Source organism: Alcaligenes sp. EGD-AK7, assembly GCF_000465875.3.
Lineage (GTDB): Bacteria > Pseudomonadota > Gammaproteobacteria > Burkholderiales > Burkholderiaceae_B > Alcaligenes > Alcaligenes phenolicus.
In genome coordinates, this window is sequence record NZ_AVOG02000067.1 from 1 (window position 1) to 17,007 (window position 17,007).

14 protein-coding genes and 3 tRNA genes are annotated in these 17,007 nt (G+C 56.7%); 10 read left to right on the forward strand and 7 right to left on the reverse strand.

Going from position 1 to position 17,007, the window contains the following annotated elements; translation table 11 throughout:
* The 3 genes from N879_RS20590 to N879_RS16975 form a co-directional block, all read left to right on the forward strand.
* A partial coding sequence (locus tag N879_RS20590; RefSeq protein WP_022983502.1) for a PepSY domain-containing protein occupies nucleotides 1–331 on the forward strand: 331 nt, incomplete at its 5' end.
* A 1-nt stretch (nucleotide 332) separates the two neighbouring features.
* A complete protein-coding gene (locus tag N879_RS16970; protein WP_009457946.1) occupies nucleotides 333–998 on the forward strand; it encodes a response regulator transcription factor in 666 nt (221 codons plus the stop codon).
* Nucleotides 995–2,356, forward strand: a complete 1,362-nt coding sequence (locus N879_RS16975) for a sensor histidine kinase (RefSeq protein WP_009457945.1) — start codon at nucleotides 995–997, stop codon at nucleotides 2,354–2,356. The genes N879_RS16970 and N879_RS16975 overlap by 4 nt, the downstream gene beginning before the upstream one ends.
* 227 nt (nucleotides 2,357–2,583) lie before the next feature.
* Here N879_RS16975 and N879_RS16980 read toward each other — a convergent pair whose 3' ends face one another.
* Nucleotides 2,584–2,985 (reverse strand): DoxX family protein, encoded by a 402-nt coding sequence (locus N879_RS16980; RefSeq protein ID WP_009457944.1) that lies wholly within the window; start codon nucleotides 2,983–2,985, stop codon nucleotides 2,584–2,586.
* Between the two features lie 82 nt (nucleotides 2,986–3,067).
* Here N879_RS16980 and N879_RS16985 point away from each other — a divergent pair, with 82 nt between their 5' ends.
* Nucleotides 3,068–3,793 (forward strand): transporter substrate-binding domain-containing protein, encoded by a 726-nt coding sequence (locus N879_RS16985; RefSeq protein WP_009457942.1) that lies wholly within the window; start codon nucleotides 3,068–3,070, stop codon nucleotides 3,791–3,793.
* On the opposite strand, the gene N879_RS16990 is transcribed toward N879_RS16985, so the two are convergent.
* Nucleotides 3,777–4,682: a LysR family transcriptional regulator gene (locus N879_RS16990; RefSeq protein ID WP_009457940.1), complete on the reverse strand. Its 906-nt coding sequence runs from the start codon at nucleotides 4,680–4,682 to the stop codon at nucleotides 3,777–3,779. The two genes, N879_RS16985 and N879_RS16990, sit on opposite strands and share 17 nt — an antisense overlap.
* Before the next feature lie 97 nt (nucleotides 4,683–4,779).
* On the opposite strand from N879_RS16990, the gene N879_RS16995 reads away from it, so the two are divergent.
* Nucleotides 4,780–5,217, forward strand: a complete 438-nt coding sequence (locus N879_RS16995) for a PACE efflux transporter (RefSeq protein ID WP_009457937.1) — start codon at nucleotides 4,780–4,782, stop codon at nucleotides 5,215–5,217.
* Nucleotides 5,218–5,287: 70 nt separating this feature from the next.
* Here N879_RS16995 and N879_RS17000 read toward each other — a convergent pair.
* Nucleotides 5,288–5,364: transfer RNA gene (locus N879_RS17000), tRNA-Pro, on the reverse strand.
* A gap of 286 nt (nucleotides 5,365–5,650) precedes the next feature.
* Here N879_RS17000 and N879_RS17005 point away from each other — a divergent pair.
* From N879_RS17005 to N879_RS17015, 3 genes are read left to right on the forward strand one after another with little or no spacing between them, the layout of a single operon-like run.
* Nucleotides 5,651–7,273, forward strand: coding sequence for a flavin monoamine oxidase family protein (locus N879_RS17005; RefSeq protein ID WP_009457935.1), 1,623 nt, complete (start codon nucleotides 5,651–5,653; stop codon nucleotides 7,271–7,273).
* A gap of 2 nt (nucleotides 7,274–7,275) precedes the next feature.
* Entirely contained in the window at nucleotides 7,276–7,692 is a 417-nt protein-coding gene (locus tag N879_RS17010) for a c-type cytochrome (RefSeq protein WP_009457933.1), read from the forward strand.
* A 19-nt stretch (nucleotides 7,693–7,711) separates the two neighbouring features.
* The gene (locus N879_RS17015; RefSeq protein ID WP_009457931.1) at nucleotides 7,712–8,206 is read left to right on the forward strand and encodes a DUF421 domain-containing protein; all 495 of its coding nucleotides are present in this window, start codon (nucleotides 7,712–7,714) and stop codon (nucleotides 8,204–8,206) included.
* A gap of 132 nt (nucleotides 8,207–8,338) precedes the next feature.
* Here the strand turns inward: N879_RS17015 and N879_RS17020 are convergent.
* The 3 genes from N879_RS17020 to N879_RS17030 all read right to left on the reverse strand — a co-directional run bounded on the left by N879_RS17020 (nucleotide 8,339) and on the right by N879_RS17030 (nucleotide 14,163).
* Nucleotides 8,339–8,415 (reverse strand) — tRNA-Pro (locus tag N879_RS17020).
* A 59-nt stretch (nucleotides 8,416–8,474) separates the two neighbouring features.
* Nucleotides 8,475–10,364, reverse strand: coding sequence for an LTA synthase family protein (locus N879_RS17025; protein ID WP_022983504.1), 1,890 nt, complete (start codon nucleotides 10,362–10,364; stop codon nucleotides 8,475–8,477).
* A gap of 241 nt (nucleotides 10,365–10,605) precedes the next feature.
* Nucleotides 10,606–14,163 carry an indolepyruvate ferredoxin oxidoreductase family protein gene (locus N879_RS17030; RefSeq protein WP_009457923.1) on the reverse strand — a complete coding sequence of 1,186 codons (3,558 nt, stop codon included), beginning with the start codon at nucleotides 14,161–14,163 and terminating at the stop codon, nucleotides 10,606–10,608.
* 127 nt (nucleotides 14,164–14,290) lie between these two features.
* On the opposite strand from N879_RS17030, the gene N879_RS17035 reads away from it, so the two are divergent.
* Complete coding sequence (locus N879_RS17035; protein WP_022983505.1) at nucleotides 14,291–15,244, forward strand: LysR family transcriptional regulator; 954 nt, start codon at nucleotides 14,291–14,293, stop codon at nucleotides 15,242–15,244.
* A gap of 6 nt (nucleotides 15,245–15,250) precedes the next feature.
* On the opposite strand, the gene N879_RS17040 is transcribed toward N879_RS17035, so the two are convergent.
* Complete coding sequence (locus N879_RS17040; protein WP_009457919.1) at nucleotides 15,251–16,552, reverse strand: phospholipase A; 1,302 nt, start codon at nucleotides 16,550–16,552, stop codon at nucleotides 15,251–15,253.
* 269 nt (nucleotides 16,553–16,821) lie between these two features.
* On the opposite strand from N879_RS17040, the gene N879_RS17045 reads away from it, so the two are divergent.
* Nucleotides 16,822–16,898: transfer RNA gene (locus tag N879_RS17045), tRNA-Arg, on the forward strand.
* Nucleotides 16,899–17,007 lie beyond the last annotated feature (109 nt).

The window sequence follows — 17,007 nt, forward strand, 5'->3', positions numbered from 1 at the left end:
TCCACCCCCGCCTCCCCCTCCTAACGAGCGTTTCGGCCCCAGCCCGTACTGGCCTCCGGGCCCGGCCTATCGGGGCCACGATCAGGCCCGCGAAGCCGTGCGCCGTGGGGAAGCCTTGCCGTTGCGGGAAGTCTTGAAGCGGGTGCGCGAGACCTATCCCGGACGAGTGCTGCGTGTGCAGTTTGAATATGACGAGCGCTTTGAGCTTTGGGTGTATGACTTGCGCATGCTGGTTGATGACAACCGCTTGTTGCGTCTGAAAGTGGATGCCTTGACCGCCAAAGTGCTGCTTGTGCGCGGCGTGAAACGCTCGCATTCCCGAGGACATTAAGATGCGGATACTGGTTGTTGAAGACGAACCTACCCTGGCAGCGCAATTGCAGCAGGCGCTGGAACGGGCCGGCTATGCCGTTCAGGTGGCTCATGATGGTGAGCAAGGCCATTATCAGGGCGAGGTAGAGGCCTTTGATGCGGTAGTTCTGGATCTGGGTTTGCCGGGCATGGACGGGGTATCGGTCTTGCGTCGCTGGCGTGCTTCGGACATCAATATGCCGGTGCTGATTCTGACCGCACGCAATGATTGGCACGATAAGGTCGAAGGTATGGATGCGGGTGCAGACGATTACGTGGCCAAACCCTTTCACATGGAAGAGCTGCTGGCTCGTATGCGCGCTTTGCTGCGCCGTGCGGCCGGTCAGGCGAACCCACGTTTGCAGCTGGGCAAATTGGAGCTGGACGCGCGCTCGTCCTCGATCAGTTGTGCGGGCATGGTCTTGTCGCTGACCAGCCATGAATACCGTTTGCTGGCGTTCATGATGCATCACCCTGGCCAAGTGCTGTCGCGTACTCAATTGACCGAGCATATTTACTCTCAGGACTTCGAGCGCGACTCCAATACCATCGAGGTTTTTATCGGCCGTCTGCGCAAGAAATTGCCCGCCGGTTATATCGAAACGGTGCGAGGTATGGGCTACCGTCTGGTGGACCCTGAAGCATGATCGCCTTGCGGGGTCATACCATTCTGGGCTCTCTGCGTGGCCGCCTGCTGCTGGGGACTTTGGCCTGGATTCTGATCAGTATTGTTCTGGCCGGTTTGGGCCTGAACCGCTTGTTCCAAGACCACGTTTACCGTCAGTTCGAGCAGCGTTTGCAAACTCATCTGGACCAGATTATGGCGGACGTGAATCTGGACAATGCGGATGGGGTGACTTTGCAATCGCGCCTGAGCGATCCTTTATTTGAGCAGCCTTATTCGGGTATGTACTGGCAGATTGCACGCCAGGAAGCGGGCAGTGAGCAGTGGACGGTGGTTTTGCGCTCGACGTCCTTGTGGGACGAGGCTCTGGATGTGAATGCTCCCGATTCGCCCAATGGCGTCTTGTCACTGACGGGGCCGGAAAAGCAGCGCCTGGTTGTGTTGCGTCAGGAGCTGGACGAGGTGAATGACAAGGGACAAAGCTTGCAGATCATGGTGGCCGGCAACCGGGAGCTGCTGGCCGAACCATTAGCCCGTTTTGAGCGGATTCTGTTCCTGTCGCTGGGTGGTTTGGCCGTGGGTTTGATCCTGGCGGCAATCTTGCAAGTGGTGCTGGCCTTGTACCCTCTGCATCTTTTGCGACGTCGTTTGCTGGATGTGCAGGAGGGGCGGGAGCCACAAGTCAGTGGCAATTTCCCCAGTGAAATTCAACCCTTGGTGGATGATTTCAATGCTGTACTCAGTGCTAATGCGGGTATGGTGGATCGCGCACGGGCGCAGGCAGGAAATCTGGCCCATGCGGTCAAAACCCCGCTAACGATTATGGGCAATGCTGCGCAATCCGAAGATCCGCATTTGGCGGCTTTGGTTAGCGAGCAGGTGGCCTTGGCCCAGCGTCAGGTTGACCACCACTTGTCTCGTGCACGGGCCATGGCGGTACGCGCCATAGGTGTGCGTACGAATGTGTCTAGTTGCCTGCAATCCTTGTGTCGGGTGATGGGGCGTTTGCATGGCGACAAACAGATTCATCTGGATTTACCCGATCAGGAGTTGATCTTTAAAGGCGAAGAGCAGGACTTGCAGGAGATGGCTGGAAACCTGTTGGATAACGCCTGCAAATGGGCGACGCAGAATGTGTGGTGTCAGGTGTGGCAGCAGGACAATGTGCTGCATCTGGTGGTGGAAGATGATGGTCCTGGCCTGGGGCCGGAGCAGTTGGAGCGTGTGTTTGGTCGTGGTCAGCGTGCGGATGAGCGACATCCAGGCTTTGGATTGGGATTGGATATTGTGCGTGAGCTCGCGCGCAGCTATCAGGGGAAGGTGCAAGCCAGTGCGTCGGAAAAAGGTGGTTTGCGACTGGATTTGACCTTGGCAAGTTAAGGCCGGAAGCTGGGTGCCAACGCCAACGCCAACGCCAACGCCAACGCCAACGCCAACGCCAACTTTAACTCCCGTGCAAGTGCAGTATTGTCGAGTGTAGAGCTACCTGAGGCCAGCGGACTGAGTGGCTAGGGCGAACAAGGGGGGGCAGGTGGGGGTTAAGCTTGATCATCCATGAAAAACGCCCGGCGAAGCGGGCGTTTTTCAGCACATGAATCGGGCCAGCCTTAGTTCCAGGGGCCGCCATCGCCACCCAGGCTGTAGCGTCCGGCGCCAATCAAGCCGACTGTGAGCGCACCAATCAGGAACATGCCTTGCAACTCCAATGCCCAAATACCTTGGGCATTGAAACTGCCGATCTGGTTGCTATGGGCCAGCAGCAAGGCAATGACCATGTTCATGGCTACAATCAAACCGCCGGCACGGGCGTAAAAACCCAGAATCATCAGGACGGGAGCAATCACTTCGCCTATGTACACGCCCCAGGCCAGAAAGCCGGGCATATTATTGGCGATCAGCATTCTTTCGATTCCTCCGATGCCATAACGTATCTTGGCGATGCCGTGCAGCAGGATCAACACACCGACCGTGACACGCAGCAAGAGTTTTCCAAGATCATCACGAGACATACAGGCGCTCCATTATGTAGTGGGACAGGAAGGTGCGTTATTGTAGAAGACCGGGTTCTTAAAAGTATGACGGAGCATTTACATGACACAAAAGCAGGCTGTCGCAGCAGAACTGGCCCCCAGCGGGGTTTTGCGTGTTGCCATGAATTATGGCAATCCCGTCCTGGCCCAACGCGGTGCCAATGAGCAGTCGCCCAAAGGGGTCTCGGCGGACCTGGCGCGCAGCGTGGCGCAAGAGCTGGGCCTGAGCGTGCAATTTCATGGCTACGATGCGGCCCAGGCTGTCGTAGAGGCGGTCTACAGGGACGAGTGGGATCTGGCTTTTTTGGCGATTGATCCCAAGCGTGCGGAGAAGATTCGCTTCAGTGAAGCCTATGTGCATATCGAAGGCACCTATCTGGTGCGTGACAAGTCCGCCTTTCAGAACGTGGATCAGCTGGATCAGCAAGGCGTGTGCATTGCCGTTGGCAAAGGGGCGGCCTACGATTTGTTCCTGAGCCGTCATTTAAAACATGCCGATCTGGTACGAGCAACGACCTCTGCCGATGCGATTGATCTGTTTGTGGAAGAAGAGCTGGATGCCGCTGCGGGCGTACGACAGCCTTTGGAGCGCTATGCCCGCTCCCGCAGCGGCTTGCGTGTGCTGCCCGACAGTTTCACTGTAATTCGTCAGGCCATGGCGGTGCCGTCGGAGCGTACGCTGGCCCATGCCTGGGTTGAGGCTTTTATTGCTCGGCAGAAAAAGGAAGGGATGGTGGCGCAGTTCCTGGCTGATAGCGGCCAGGCGAATGTCACCGTACCGGAATAGGCGCAAGGCGCGTATTCAATTCGTCTTGCAGGGCCTGTCTGAACAGGGCCCGCGCCTTGCCCACATCCTGTCCCTTGGATTGCAGAAGATAAATGGGCAAGTCCAGACCATTGCTGCCGGTAGAGAACTGGATACGGTGCAAACGGCCAGACTCCAGTGAGGGTCGCAGGCAAGACAGGGGCAGATTCGCCCAGCCCAATCCCCGTTCCACCAGTTCCAGTGTCATGGGCAGACTGTCCGTTTTCCATTGACGCAGGCTGAGCATGGAACGGTCCTTGCGTATATCCTTGTCGGGGCTGGTAATCACAATCTGCCGGTAGGCTTTCAAATCTTCCAGGGGCCTGGGGCTTTCCTGTAGCAAGGGATGGCCGGGTGCAGCGACAGCGCTAATGGTTTCGGTCCACAGCGATTGCACAATCCCCACGCTTTCCAGTTCCCGCCCGCCATAGGCAATGCACAGATCCAGCTCGCGCTTTTGCAACGCTTCGACCAGTGCGTCTTGGGGCGCGGTTCGCAGTTCTATGTCCAGACCGGGATAGCGTTGCTCCAGAGCCTGCAAGGCAATCAACGCCGGTTCGGGATCGACGTCGCACACGATACCCAGCCGTAAATGGCTTTCCAATCCCCCCGATAACTCCTGCAAATGCAGCCGCAAACTCTGCAAGCGGCTGGCGATCAGCTTGGCGTCGGGCAGCATGGCCAGTAGTTCGGCCGTGGGTACGGGTTCACGTCGGCTGCGGTCAAAAAGCGACAGATCCAGCTCGGCCTCCAGATTGGCCACGGCCATGCTGACGGCCGATTGTGTGCGGCGCAACGCCCGCGCGGCGGCGGAGAAGGAGCCGTGTTCAACCACGGCAAGCAAGAGCTCAAGATGATCACTGGTAAGCATGGCTAAACCATAAGTAAAACTGATGGAATCTGACTTTTTCTAGAAGCTGTACTGCGGATAATCATGCTTTCTGAGCTTTTGATCAAGGATATTTATCGTGCAGGGATGGAAAAGAAGAGTTGTCTACATAGGGATGTTCGAGTTGCTGGGCATGATGGTAGCGGCAACCGTATTGGGGCACTTGAGTGGGGCAGGGGCCATGGAAAGCGGGATGCTGTCTTTCATGATCAGCACCTGCGCGGTATCGGTAAACCTGTTCTACAACATGCTGTTTGAAGCCTGGGAGCGTCGTCGTCAGATTCAGGCGCGTACGTTCTGGCACCGGGTGCTGCACGTGGCCGGTTTTCAGATTGTGCTGGTGTCTTTGCTGATCCCGCTGATTGCGTGGTGGCTAAATGTCAGCTTGTGGAAAGCTTTTTTGATGGAAGCGGTGTTGCTGGCTTTCTTTCCCATCTTCGCCTTTATCTACAACTGGGCATTTGATTCTATTTTTGGTTTGCCCGACTCGGTGGGTGTGAGCGCCAGCCAAAGTTAAATGACGCAGTGAACCGAACCGGCAAAACTAAAAGGCCTTGCAGATTGCTCTGCAAGGCCTTTGAATTTTTTGGTCGGGGCGGCGGGATTCGAACTCGCGACCCTCTGGTCCCAAACCAGATGCGCTACCAGGCTGCGCTACGCCCCGACTAAGAAAAAAATTATATCCCGTCGTGGTGAACTTGGCAAGCATAGGCCCACATCAAAAAGGGGCTTGCACGCATTTATCGGAAGTCAGCTAATTTTCAGCCCTGTAAAGATGTGTTTCTTATGTTGGGCTTAAACATTTTAGGTGCTTATAGTTAAGTGACAAGCTGATCATAAGGCATTGTGTTCTTTGTTTTTTTCCACACGAGTAGCATTCATGCATCGGGGGCAGGCAAAGAAGTTGGGGGCGAATGCTGCTCATCATTTTTCCAAAAGGAGAAAGGACGATGAGCCAAGTTTCACAGGGTGGAATACTGACACGGCGACATTTCCTGACCATGGTCGGGTATGCCGCAGGTGGCGCGGCCATGTATCAGGCCATGATGCGTCTGGGCCATGCGGCGGAGGGCAGTTACGATGGCCCGATTCGCCTGGAAGGCAAGCCCAAGCCAGGGACCTCTGTGGTGATCCTGGGGGCGGGTCTGGCTGGCATGGTGGCCGCTTTGGAGCTGCGCAACGCAGGGTACAAAGTCAAAATCCTGGAGTTTCGGGAAAAAGTGGGGGGGCGCAACTGGTCCTTGCACGGCGGGGACAGCTATACCGAGCTGGGGGGCGCCAAGCAGGATGTCAAGTTCGACAAGGATCAATACATCAACCCCGGCCCGTGGCGGATTCCTTTCCATCACCGGGCCTTGCTGGATTATTGCAAGCGGCTGAAAGTCAGGCTGGAACCGTTTATCCAGTACAACTACAACGCCTATCTGCATAGCAAAGAGCATTTTGGTGGCAAGCCTCAGCGGTTTCGCCATATCCACGCGGATTTTCAGGGGCAGGTCTCCGAGCTCTTGTCCAAAGCCATTAATACTCAGTCTCTGGATGCACCCTTGTCCAAGGAGGATCAGGAAAAGCTGCTGGAAGCCTTGCGCAGCTGGGGGGCCTTGGACAAGAACATGGCTTATGTGAAAGGCCATGCCAGTTCCGAGGTACGCGGTTTTGAGCGTGATCCGGGAGGTGGTCTGAATGCACAACCCGAGTTTTCCGAGCCTTTGAAACTGGCCGATATTGTGCGCTCCAGTGTTTGGCACAATATGGGCATTCATGATCTGTACGAGTTTCAGCAGACCATGTTTCAGCCGGTGGGTGGGATGGACCAGATCGGCGCTGCTTTTGGCAAGGAGCTGGAGGGACTGTTTACCTTTAATGCCAAGGTCACTGCGATCAAGCAGAGTGATGGCAAGGTGACGGTTAGCTACAAGGATCAAAGCAAGGGTAGCGAGCACACTGAAACAGCAGACTGGTGCGTATGCACCATTCCCTTGTCGATTCTGAGCCAGATAGATCTGGATGCCAGCAAGGAAATGCACGCTGCCATTGACGCTGTGCCCTACGCTCCCTCGGTCAAGATCGGGCTGCAGTTCAAACGGCGCTTCTGGGAAGATGATGACGCGATCTATGGCGGCATCAGTTATACCGACCTGCCCATCACACAAATCTCTTACCCCAGTGGCGGCATGATGGCCGGTGGCAAAGGCGTATTGCTGGGGGGGTATATGTTCGGTCCCAGCGCCGTGGAATGGTCGTCGCTCAGTCCCGAGGATCGGGTCAAGAAGGCCCTGGAATATGGTGCGCAAATCCACCCTCAATATAAGGATGAGTTCGAGAGTGGGGTGGCGGTCGCCTGGCACCGCGTTCCCTGGACATTGGGCTGCTATGGCATGTGGACGGACCAGACACGGGCCGCGCACTACGAGAACCTGTGCCAGATTGATGGTCGACTGGTTTTGGCGGGTGAGCACGCTTCTTACGTCAACGCCTGGCAGGAAGGCGCGATCCTGTCGTCCCTGAACGCGATTTCCCGCTTGCATAGCCATATTGTGGGTAATCAACAAGCCGATTCCAAAGGAGCCTAGTCATGATGATGCGATCTCTAGCGGTTTTTCTGGCCTCGGGACTGTTGACCATCAGCCATGCGGATACGGCGGTGGTAGGGGGTGATACGGTGGTCTTTACCCAGAAAACCGGCCAGGAAATTTATGAGCAGGTCTGTGCGTCTTGCCACATGATCGATGGCAAGGGCGCTCAAGGGGCGGGCATGTATCCGTCCCTGTCCAAGAATCCGAAACTGGGGGCGCCTGCTTATGTGGTGTTCATGGTGAACCAGGGCAATAAGGGCATGCCCGGTTTTGGTGGCGTACTCAATGACGAGCAAATAGCCGAAGTCGTCAACTATGTGCGCTCTCACCTGGGCAATGAGTTCACTGACAAGATCACGGCCAAGGATGTGGCAGGCCAGCGTCCCAAGGACCACCAGTACTTTGATCTGAACTGATCAAAGGCTGCTTGTCGTCATGCTGACACCTGATTGGAGCACGGTCTTCGCACTGGAAATACCTGTGTTGGAGTCCGTGCTGCGAGGCACAGTGGTGTACTTTGTTCTGTTCGTCCTGCTGCGGCTGGCAGGACGACGTGAACTGGGATCGCTGGGCGTTGCGGACCTGTTGATTCTTTTGCTGATTGCCGATGCCAGTGGTAATGCGATGTCAGGCGGCAGCAATTCCTTGACGGATGGTCTGCTGGTGGCCGCAACCATTGTGGCTTGGGGGTACATAGTCGATTGGCTGATGTACCGATTCCCGGCGCTCAATGCACTGGCCACTCCGCGCAAAGTGTGTGTGGTCAGGGACGGGCAATTGCAGTGGCGCAATATGCGTCGGGAGTTTGTGACCCGCGATGAAATCCTGAGTGAAATGCGTTTGGCCGGAATCCAGTCGCTGGAAGAGGTAGCGGCGGCTTATATCGAGCCTAATGGCAAACTCAGCTTTTTGAAGGACACATCCGTGTAGTGTGAACGGGTCAGGAACAAGCAGGGCTGAAGGCGGTCGTCAGAGCATAACGCAAATAAGGCGTTGCCCTGGGAGCAGGCAAAGAAAAAGGCTTAGTTCACTGTGCAATGAACTAAGCCTTTAATTCTTTAATGGTCGGGGCGGCGGGATTCGAACTCGCGACCCTCTGGTCCCAAACCAGATGCGCTACCAGGCTGCGCTACGCCCCGACTAAAGACAAGCATAGTAGAACGAATTCAGGACTTCGTCAAGCCCTGAGCCCTCGGTTTTAGCGTTTTTGCAGGTGGGGCAGGGTGTAAGCCTGTTCGTGATACGCCCAGCTAGGCCAGAGCACGTGGGCAAGGGCTTCCTTGGCCAGTCCTTCGTCTATCTGTTCCAGCGGCTCGTACTTGTCCGGCGCGGTATAGCGATACTGACAAGGCGGCAGGTGGGGCATCAGCACGGTCAGGATGTCGCCTTTCAAATAGCCATAGTTCTCGAAGTACTGCATCATGGCCCGGTCGCTGTCCTGCTGGGTCAGGTCGCGCCCGATCATGGGGTGCTCGCTTTCAATGCCCATCAGGGATAGCAGGGTGGGAGCCAGGTCAATCTGGCTCATGATGCGTTCGTCCTGACGGCTGGGAACGCCTGCGCCCAGAATCAGGGCAGGAATATGGAAGTGACGCACAGGCACCAGATTGGCACCGCCCACGCGCGAGTCATGGTCGGCCACGATCAAGAATACTGTGTTGTCCCAATAGTCGGATTCACGCGCTTTCTTGAAGAAGTCCCCAATGGCCCAGTCGGCGTAACGTACCGTGTTCTCTACCGTGGCGGGATCGCCTTCCACCTGAATACGGCCAGCCGGGTATTCCCAAGGCGAGTGGTTGCTGACGGAGAAGGCCAGCGTCAGGGTGGGTTGCTCCTTGTCCTGGCTTAGCAACTGGTGCAACTTGTTGAACATATCCTCGTCGCTGGCGCCCCAGGTGCCGACGAACTCGGGGGACTCAAAGCTGGATTGCTCATGCAGCTCATCAAAGCCATTGCCCAGGAAAAAGCTCTTCATATTGTCAAAGTGGGCTTCGCCGCCATAGATAAAGCGTGAGCGGTAACCTTGTTCCTTGAGCAATTGGGCCAGGGTGAAAAAGCGGGTTTGCGAGCCGGGCAGGCGCAGTACAGCGTCTGCCACGGTTGGGGGGAAACCGGCAGAAACCGCTTCCAGACCCCGTACCGAACGCGTGCCGGTAGCGTAGGCGCGGCGAAAGTTCCAGCCCGTTTGGGCCAGTTTGTCCAGTTCGGGGGTTAGATTGGCGCCGCCCAGATTGCTGACATATTGCGCCCCCAGGCTCTCCTCCACGATCAGGACCAGATTGGGTTTGCGCTCACGTTTTTGCACTGGCGTCTGACGATGCAGGGTGGGGAGTGTGTCAGGGCCAGCCGGCAAGGCAGCCGCATCGCGCACGATCTGGTTCATTTCTGCGACGTCCAGGCCACCGTAAATATCCTCAGCCGAGCGCTCGTTTTTCATGCTGTAGATGGCGTAGGCCACGTTATACAGCGAGTTCAAGGGCAGCGTGTTGAGCATGCTGTCGCTGCTCCAGGCGACCGAAGAAGGATTGATGGGGCGGTGGGCCAAGGTGCCCCGAATTGCCAGGATGCACAGGGCCGCAGCAATCAGCATCCAGATAGGACGCAGCCACCAGCTCATCACGGGGTCGGCAGACACGTGACCAAAAATAGACCAGCCCGAGTACACAATCAGCCCCAGACCAATCAGGGCGATGCCTATCATCAGCTTGTAGCCTTTCCAGAGCATGCCCACTACTTCTTGAGGGTGCTTCAGATAGTCCACATACAGCCGATTGGGGCGAGTGTCGTATTCAATAATGAATTGGGGCGTGGAAACTTCCAGCAAGGTCAGCAGGAACCAGGCGAAGGTAAACCAGATGGCGGCTATCGTCGTCATGACGGGATAGTGTCCTAGCCAGGGGGCCAGCAAGACCACGGGGGCGCTGAGCGCGGCGATCATCAGGGCGTCGATACGCAAGCCGCCAATCAGGATGGGCAGCAGACCTCCGGCCTGACGCACACGCGGCCATTGCCACAAGGCAAAAGCCAGCCTGAAAGCGGTCAGCAAAATCAGGGCTGAAGGAACAAAAACGTAAACAAGATGGCGCATAAAATGTGGTCCTGGTCGACCTAATTGCCACGGACGGTGGCACTGGCATCGAATTGCACGATTGTATGTCAGTTTAATGAGCAAACTATCTTGCTGAACGCTTGGGCTTCTCGGGGAAGTGTGGCCGCATGCCGGTTCGGGGTTTAAAGACGAAAAAAAAGCAGGCCGCTTTGAAAGACAGCCTGCCGCTAAGGAGGAGTTAAGGGGAGCCAGCCCTGTGTTACCAGGGCTGGCGATAGGTTTAGGCAACGCGTTGGCTGGGTTCGGTACGAGAACGGAACTGGCTGCGTTGTTGTTCACGCTGGGCGTAGGCTTTGACGTGGCCCGCATCTTTGACATGGCCGTAGCCACGGATCAGATCCGGGTAGTTCAACCAGCGCTGGGCCACTTCCATATTGTCCGCATCCAGGTGGGCGCTGACTTCATTCAGGTCGGCCAGATAGTCTTCAATGTTCTGACGTTCCTGACGGCGTTCCTGGGTGTAGCCAAAGATATCCAGCGCACCACCGCGCAAACTACGCAGACGGGCCAGAATCTTGAACAAGCTGCGGGTCGAAGGGCCAAACTTGCTCTTGACTGGCTGACCCTGGCTGTTCTTGCGACCGAGCAAGGGCGGGGCCAGATGGTATTCAATCTGGTAGTCCTTGCCAGGCTCACCCGCAAACTGGGCACGCAGCTTGTCCAGGAAGGCCGGGTCGGTGTACAGGCGGGCCACTTCGTACTCGTCCTTGTAGCTCATCAGCTTGGCCAGTTGCGTGGCGGCGATGCGAGTCAGGGGTAGAGCCTTGTCCTGATTCAGGCGCGATTCGCGTTCCATGACCTTGTTGATGGCGTCGCGGTAGCGCTTGGCCCAGGCCGGATTCTGATACGCAGTCAGGTGTTCTTCCATGCGCTTGATCAGGGATTGCACGCTTTCAGGAAAAGTGACTTCGCGGGCTTTGGGTGTCGCACCTTCCATCAAGGCTTCGATACCCTTTTCAGCCGCCAGACGCCCCCACTGGAAGGCTTCACGGTTGGCTTTGACAGCGACGCCGTTCAGTTCGATAGCGCGCAGCAAGCTGTCCATATGCAGCGGAATCCAGCCGCGCTGGAAGGCATAGCCCAGCAAGATGGGGTTGGCATAGAGCGCATCGCCCATAACGTGTACGGCCAGGGCATTGGCGTCCAGATAGCGGATTTCCTTGCCTACGGCATTTTCGATATCCGTGCAGGCGGTTTGCAGCGGGAATTTCCAGTGCGCATTGCCGATCAGGTCCGAAGTCGGGCTAGCTGCGGTGTTGATAATGGTGTGGGTGCGATCGCGGCTGACACGGCTCAGTACATCCGTGGAGGCGCTAACCAGAGCATCACTGCCAATCAGCAAGGAGGCCTCGCCCGTTGGAACGCGGGTGGCATGGAGCAGATCGGGCTGGCGTGCGATTTGCACGTGGCTCAGCACCGCACCACCTTTCTGGGCCAAACCGGCCATATCCAGAACGCTGACCCCTTTTTGCTCGATATGAGCAGCCATACCCAGCAGGCCGCCTACCGTCACAACACCTGTGCCGCCAATACCGGCGATCAAAATACCGTAGGTCTTGTCCAGATCCGGCAGTTTGGGCAAAGGCAGATCGGCCAGATTGAAGGACTCCAGCGAACGGCCCTGAGCTTCCGGCTTGCGTACCTGCGCCCCTTTCAGCGTGACAAAGCTGGGGCAGAAACCGTTAACGCAGGAGAAGTCCTTATTACAGGAGGACTGGTTGATGCGGCGCTTGGAGCCCATAGGGGTGTCCAGAGGCTCAACGGACAAGCAGTTGGATTTGACCGAGCAGTCCCCGCAGCCTTCACAGACCGTGTCGTTGATGAAGGCGCGCAGGGCAGGGTCCGGGTAAGTCCCTTTCTTGCGGCGACGGCGTTTTTCCGTGGCGCAGGTCTGGTCATACACCAGGATGGTGGTGCCGGGCACTTCGCGCAGCTCGCGCTGTACGCGGTCCAGCTCATCACGGTGATACACAGGCGGGTTGCCAGCCAGGGTAACGCCCTTGAATTTCTCGGGCTCGTCGGTGACCACCACAATCTTGCGAGCGCCCTCGGCATGGACCTGGGCAATGACGTCGGTGACTTTCAAGATCCCGTCTACGGGTTGGCCGCCTGTCATGGCGACGGCATCGTTATACAGAATCTTGTAGGTGATATTGGAGTTGGCTGCGATCGAGGCTCGGATCGCCAAAATTCCCGAATGGAAATACGTGCCATCGCCCAGGTTGGCGAAGACGTGTTTTTCATCGGTAAAGGGTTGTTGGCCAATCCAGGCGACGCCTTCGCCGCCCATATGACTGAAGGTGGAGGTGCTGCGATCCATCCAGACCGTCATGTAGTGACAGCCAATCCCGGCCATGGCGCGCGAGCCTTCGGGCACGCGAGTGGAGGTATTGTGCGGACAGCCCGAACAGAACCAGGGCTTGCGCTCTACGCTGACGCGCGGCATACGGGCTTCGCGGTCCTTGGCATCCAGAATGGCCAGACGGGCCTGGATGCGGGCTTGCAGCTCCTCGGAAATGTCCATGGTGCATAGGCGGCGGGCAATGGCGCGCGCAATAATCGCAGGAGACAGTTCACCTTGAGGAGGGAGTAGCCAGGGCGAGCGCAAGCTGGACCATTCGCCGCCACCGTGTTCGGTCTCGTCAAACTTGCCGTAGACCTTGGGACGTACGTCATCGCGCCAGTTGTACAGCTCTTCTTTAAGTGCATATTCCAGAATCTGGCGTTTTTCTTCCACCACCAGAATTTCGGACAGGCCGGTTGCGAACTGGCGGGCGTCTTGCCCGTCCAGGGGCCAAATACAGCCCACTTTAAATAGTCGGATACCTAGCTCGGCGCATAGCTCGTCGGACAGGCCCAGATCGGCCAGTGCCTGACGGGTATCCAGATAGGCTTTACCCGCCGTCATGATGCCAAAGCGGGCTTCGGGCGAATCAATCTCGACGCGGTTCAATTTGTTGGCGCGCACATAAGCCAGAGCGGCGTACCACTTGTGGTTCATCATGCGGGCTTCTTGCGCCAGTGGCGGGTCTGGCCAGCGGATGTTCAGACCATCGGCGGGCATGTCCTCGATCTCGGGCAGGACAATGTTCAGGCTGTCCGGGTCCAGATCGACCGAGGCGTTTGACTCCACTACTTCGGTGACACATTTCAAGGCTACCCATAGGCCGGAGAAACGGCTCATGGCCCAGCCGTGCTGGCCAAAATCCAGGTATTCCTGCACGTTGGCCGGGTAGAGCACGGGAATACCGGCGGCGGCGAAAACGTGATCGGACTGGTGGGCAACGGTGGAGGATTTGGCACCGTGGTCATCGCCTGCCAGTACCAGAACACCGCCGTGGCGGGCGCTACCGGCCGAGTTGGCATGCTTGAACACGTCCATGGAGCGGTCCACGCCAGGGCCCTTGCCGTACCACATGGCAAAGGTGCCGTCGAAACGGGCACTGGGGTACAGATTGGTTTGCTGGCTACCCCAGACGGCGGTAGCGGCCAGATCTTCGTTCAGACCGGGTTTGAACACGATGTCGTGTTCTTTCAGATGTTTGCTGGCTTGCCACAGAGCCTGGTCTACGCTCCCTAATGGGGAGCCCCGGTAGCCAGAGATGAAGCCTGCTGTATTCAGACCGGCGCGCCGGTCCCGTTCTTTCTGCAGCATGGGCAAGCGCACCAGGGCTTGGGTGCCGCTCATATAGGCGCGGCCCTTGGTGACAGTGTATTTGTCATCCAGGGACACGGATTCCAACATGGCCTTGTAAGGTTTGTTGAGTGGGGCGTTCATGAGTTTGTCTCCTGCAAGAAGGATGGTTTTCGTGCAAGTTGTTGTAGTTTGTTCTTTAGTCTAGGGCAGCTTTTTGTTATCGTAAAATCAAATTTACGTGTACCTGATATCTGAAAAACGGATGGCTATGAAGCACGAAGTGACTCTGAGGCAGTTTCGATATTTCATTGCTGCGGCGGTCAGCGGGCAGTTCTCGGCGGCGGCCCAGGCGGAGAATGTCTCGCAGTCGGCCATCAGTAATGCGGTGCAAAGTCTGGAGCGCCAGCTGAATGTGGCCTTGTTTGAGCGTTTGCCCCATGGTGTGGAGTTAACGCCACAGGGACAGGCGTTCTTTCACCACGCCCATCACGTGATTGATGCCGTCAGCGATGCGCTGAACCATGCAGATTTGCGGCGACAAAATATCGAAGGGCAGATTCGGGTAGCCGCGGGCTATACGGTTCTAGGCTACTTCTTGCCTGATCTGATCAGTCGTTTCAAGCACAGCTATCCGAATATCGACATCGAGCTGGTGGATATGGAGCGCCCCGAAATGGAGGCCGCCCTGGAGGGCGAGCGTATCGATCTGGGTGTTGCTATTTTGTCGAATATCACCGATTTGGCCATGTTCGGGCACCATCGCCTGAGCAGTTCCCGCCGGCGCTTATGGGTGTCGGATCAACATGCCCTGGCCAATGAGTCCAGTGTGTCCCTGGAGCAGGTCAACAACTATCCCTACATCTTTCTGACGGTGGACGATGCCGATACGGCGGCCATGCGACATTGGGGCAGCCCCGGCTTTCCGGAGCGTGTCGCTATGCGGACCCGCTCCCTGGAGGCGGTGCGCGGTTTGGTGGCTTATGGCTTTGGGGTGACAATCTTGTCAGATATGGTTTACCGGCCCTGGTCTCTGGAAGGCAAGCGTATCCATGCGATCGGGATTCATGACCCGGTGGAGTCGGTAGAGGTGGGCTTGTTGTGGCCCAAAGGACGTGAGCCGGAAGGATTGGTGGCCTTGTTTCAGCGCTTTCTGATTCAGGCCTGTGATCATGATATGGCCCGCGCCGGCATGGGAAGCCGACGCGGTGGGGGACTGTTGTAGAAGCGCTTACGGCACCAGCGCCAGACCGATACGGAACTGCGAAGAGCGATCGCGGTAGCCCAGCATGGTTTCCGCATAGCCCGAGAAGTACTGGCCGTAGAGATAGCCATTCATGTTCAAAGGCGTGCGGTTCAGTGGCCAGGCAATCGTGAACTCATGCGTATTGCGGCTGCCCGCGCCCTTGTTGTACATGCCAGACAGTACCAGTCCGTTGTCCTGGGCGTAGCGGACTTTCCAGTCGTAACGGCCACGGTAGTGTGCCCAGTCTGCGTTCTCGCCCATGAACACATAGTGCTTGATGCGTGGGGCAAACGTCAGTGTGGCACCGTGATCAAAGCGGTAATTGAATTCGGGCTGGATGAAGACCTCGTTCATGGAGCGCGAGTCATCACCGGCCTTGCCGTTAGAAGCGTGTTCGTAGCCGGTGGCCAGACCCATGAACAGACGTTTCTGCTCGGATTCCCAGATGGAGTCCTTACGCCAGAAGAAGCTGGGGCGGTAGGTGGTGTCTACAAAAGGCTTGGAGTCGGCATGCAGATCCCACAGGGCTGTTTGCGTATAGCCAATGTAGAAGTGATCGTAGAACTTCGGATTGCTAGGATCATCCGGCGAATGCAGACGGTACTTGAAGCTCAGCTGGAAGCGGGCATTGGTGCCGCCTTTATTGCCGACAATAAAGTAGGTCGGGTCGTGAGCCGAAATCGCGTTGCTGAAGTTCTCGAAACTGGAGTTTGCGGGTTTCAGGCCTTGTCCGTTATTGATGGCTGGCCCTTCGCGTTGTGCGCCGGCCGCGACGGCCTGGGCATAGGGCAGGGCAGGGTCAATGACACGTGGGTCATGGCCAGCACCTGCGTTCACCACGGCGGCGTTTGCCGGTTGCGAGGTAATCGGGCTTTGGCCTTCCGGATTGGTGTCCAGTGCCAACATTACACGCTCGCCTTCAATATTGACGGCTTGCAAGCCGGTCAAACCATTGGGGACCACAGCTCGCCAACTGTAGGCGGTGAAGTTGTTGATGGGGATGGATGCTCGGGGCCGCGGGCTGACCAGCTCGGCCAGGCTGCGGATGACGTTGCCGTTATTGTCGCGCCACTGCAAAACCAGGTTTTGCGGGGCGGTCCAGCTCATCAAGCTGCCTGTGTCGTTGTAGACGATGGCGTCAATATCGACGGTTTCACCAGAACTGGCCTGTACTTGGCGCAACTGATAGCTGATACCTGCCTGTGCGGTATTCAGGACTGCGCTCAAGATAAGAAAGGGGGCCGATAGTATTAAAGAGTGCTTGCTTAGTTTCTTTTTGGTCGGCATGGAGAAAAGTCCAGGAAAACGGGTTAATCCGTACACGACTGTACCATTTGCGACTAAAAATACTACCTATAATTATTTTTCTTACAGTATTGACACTCTGACCAGAGTGCTGCTTATCTAAAACAGATTTTCAGGCTAGAATATTCGATTGTCCTTTTCAGGTCTGTTTTTTTACAAAAAATGGGCCTTGAATTCGGTCCTTATTCCTTACGGACCGTTATCTCGGACCTTGCATCGCCTGACGGTTTTGACGATGCCACCATCACCTGGCGGGTGTAGCTCAGTTGGATAGAGCACAGGCCTTCTAAGCCTGGGGCCGGGGGTTCGAACCCCTCCACCCGCGCCAACCTTACTCCCCTTTTTCTTGCGTGCTTTTCTGCTCCTAGGCATTACCCTGAGCCGATGCATTTAGTAAGTATGGTGTAAGTGTCGGGCTCTAATGTTCACCGCATAGA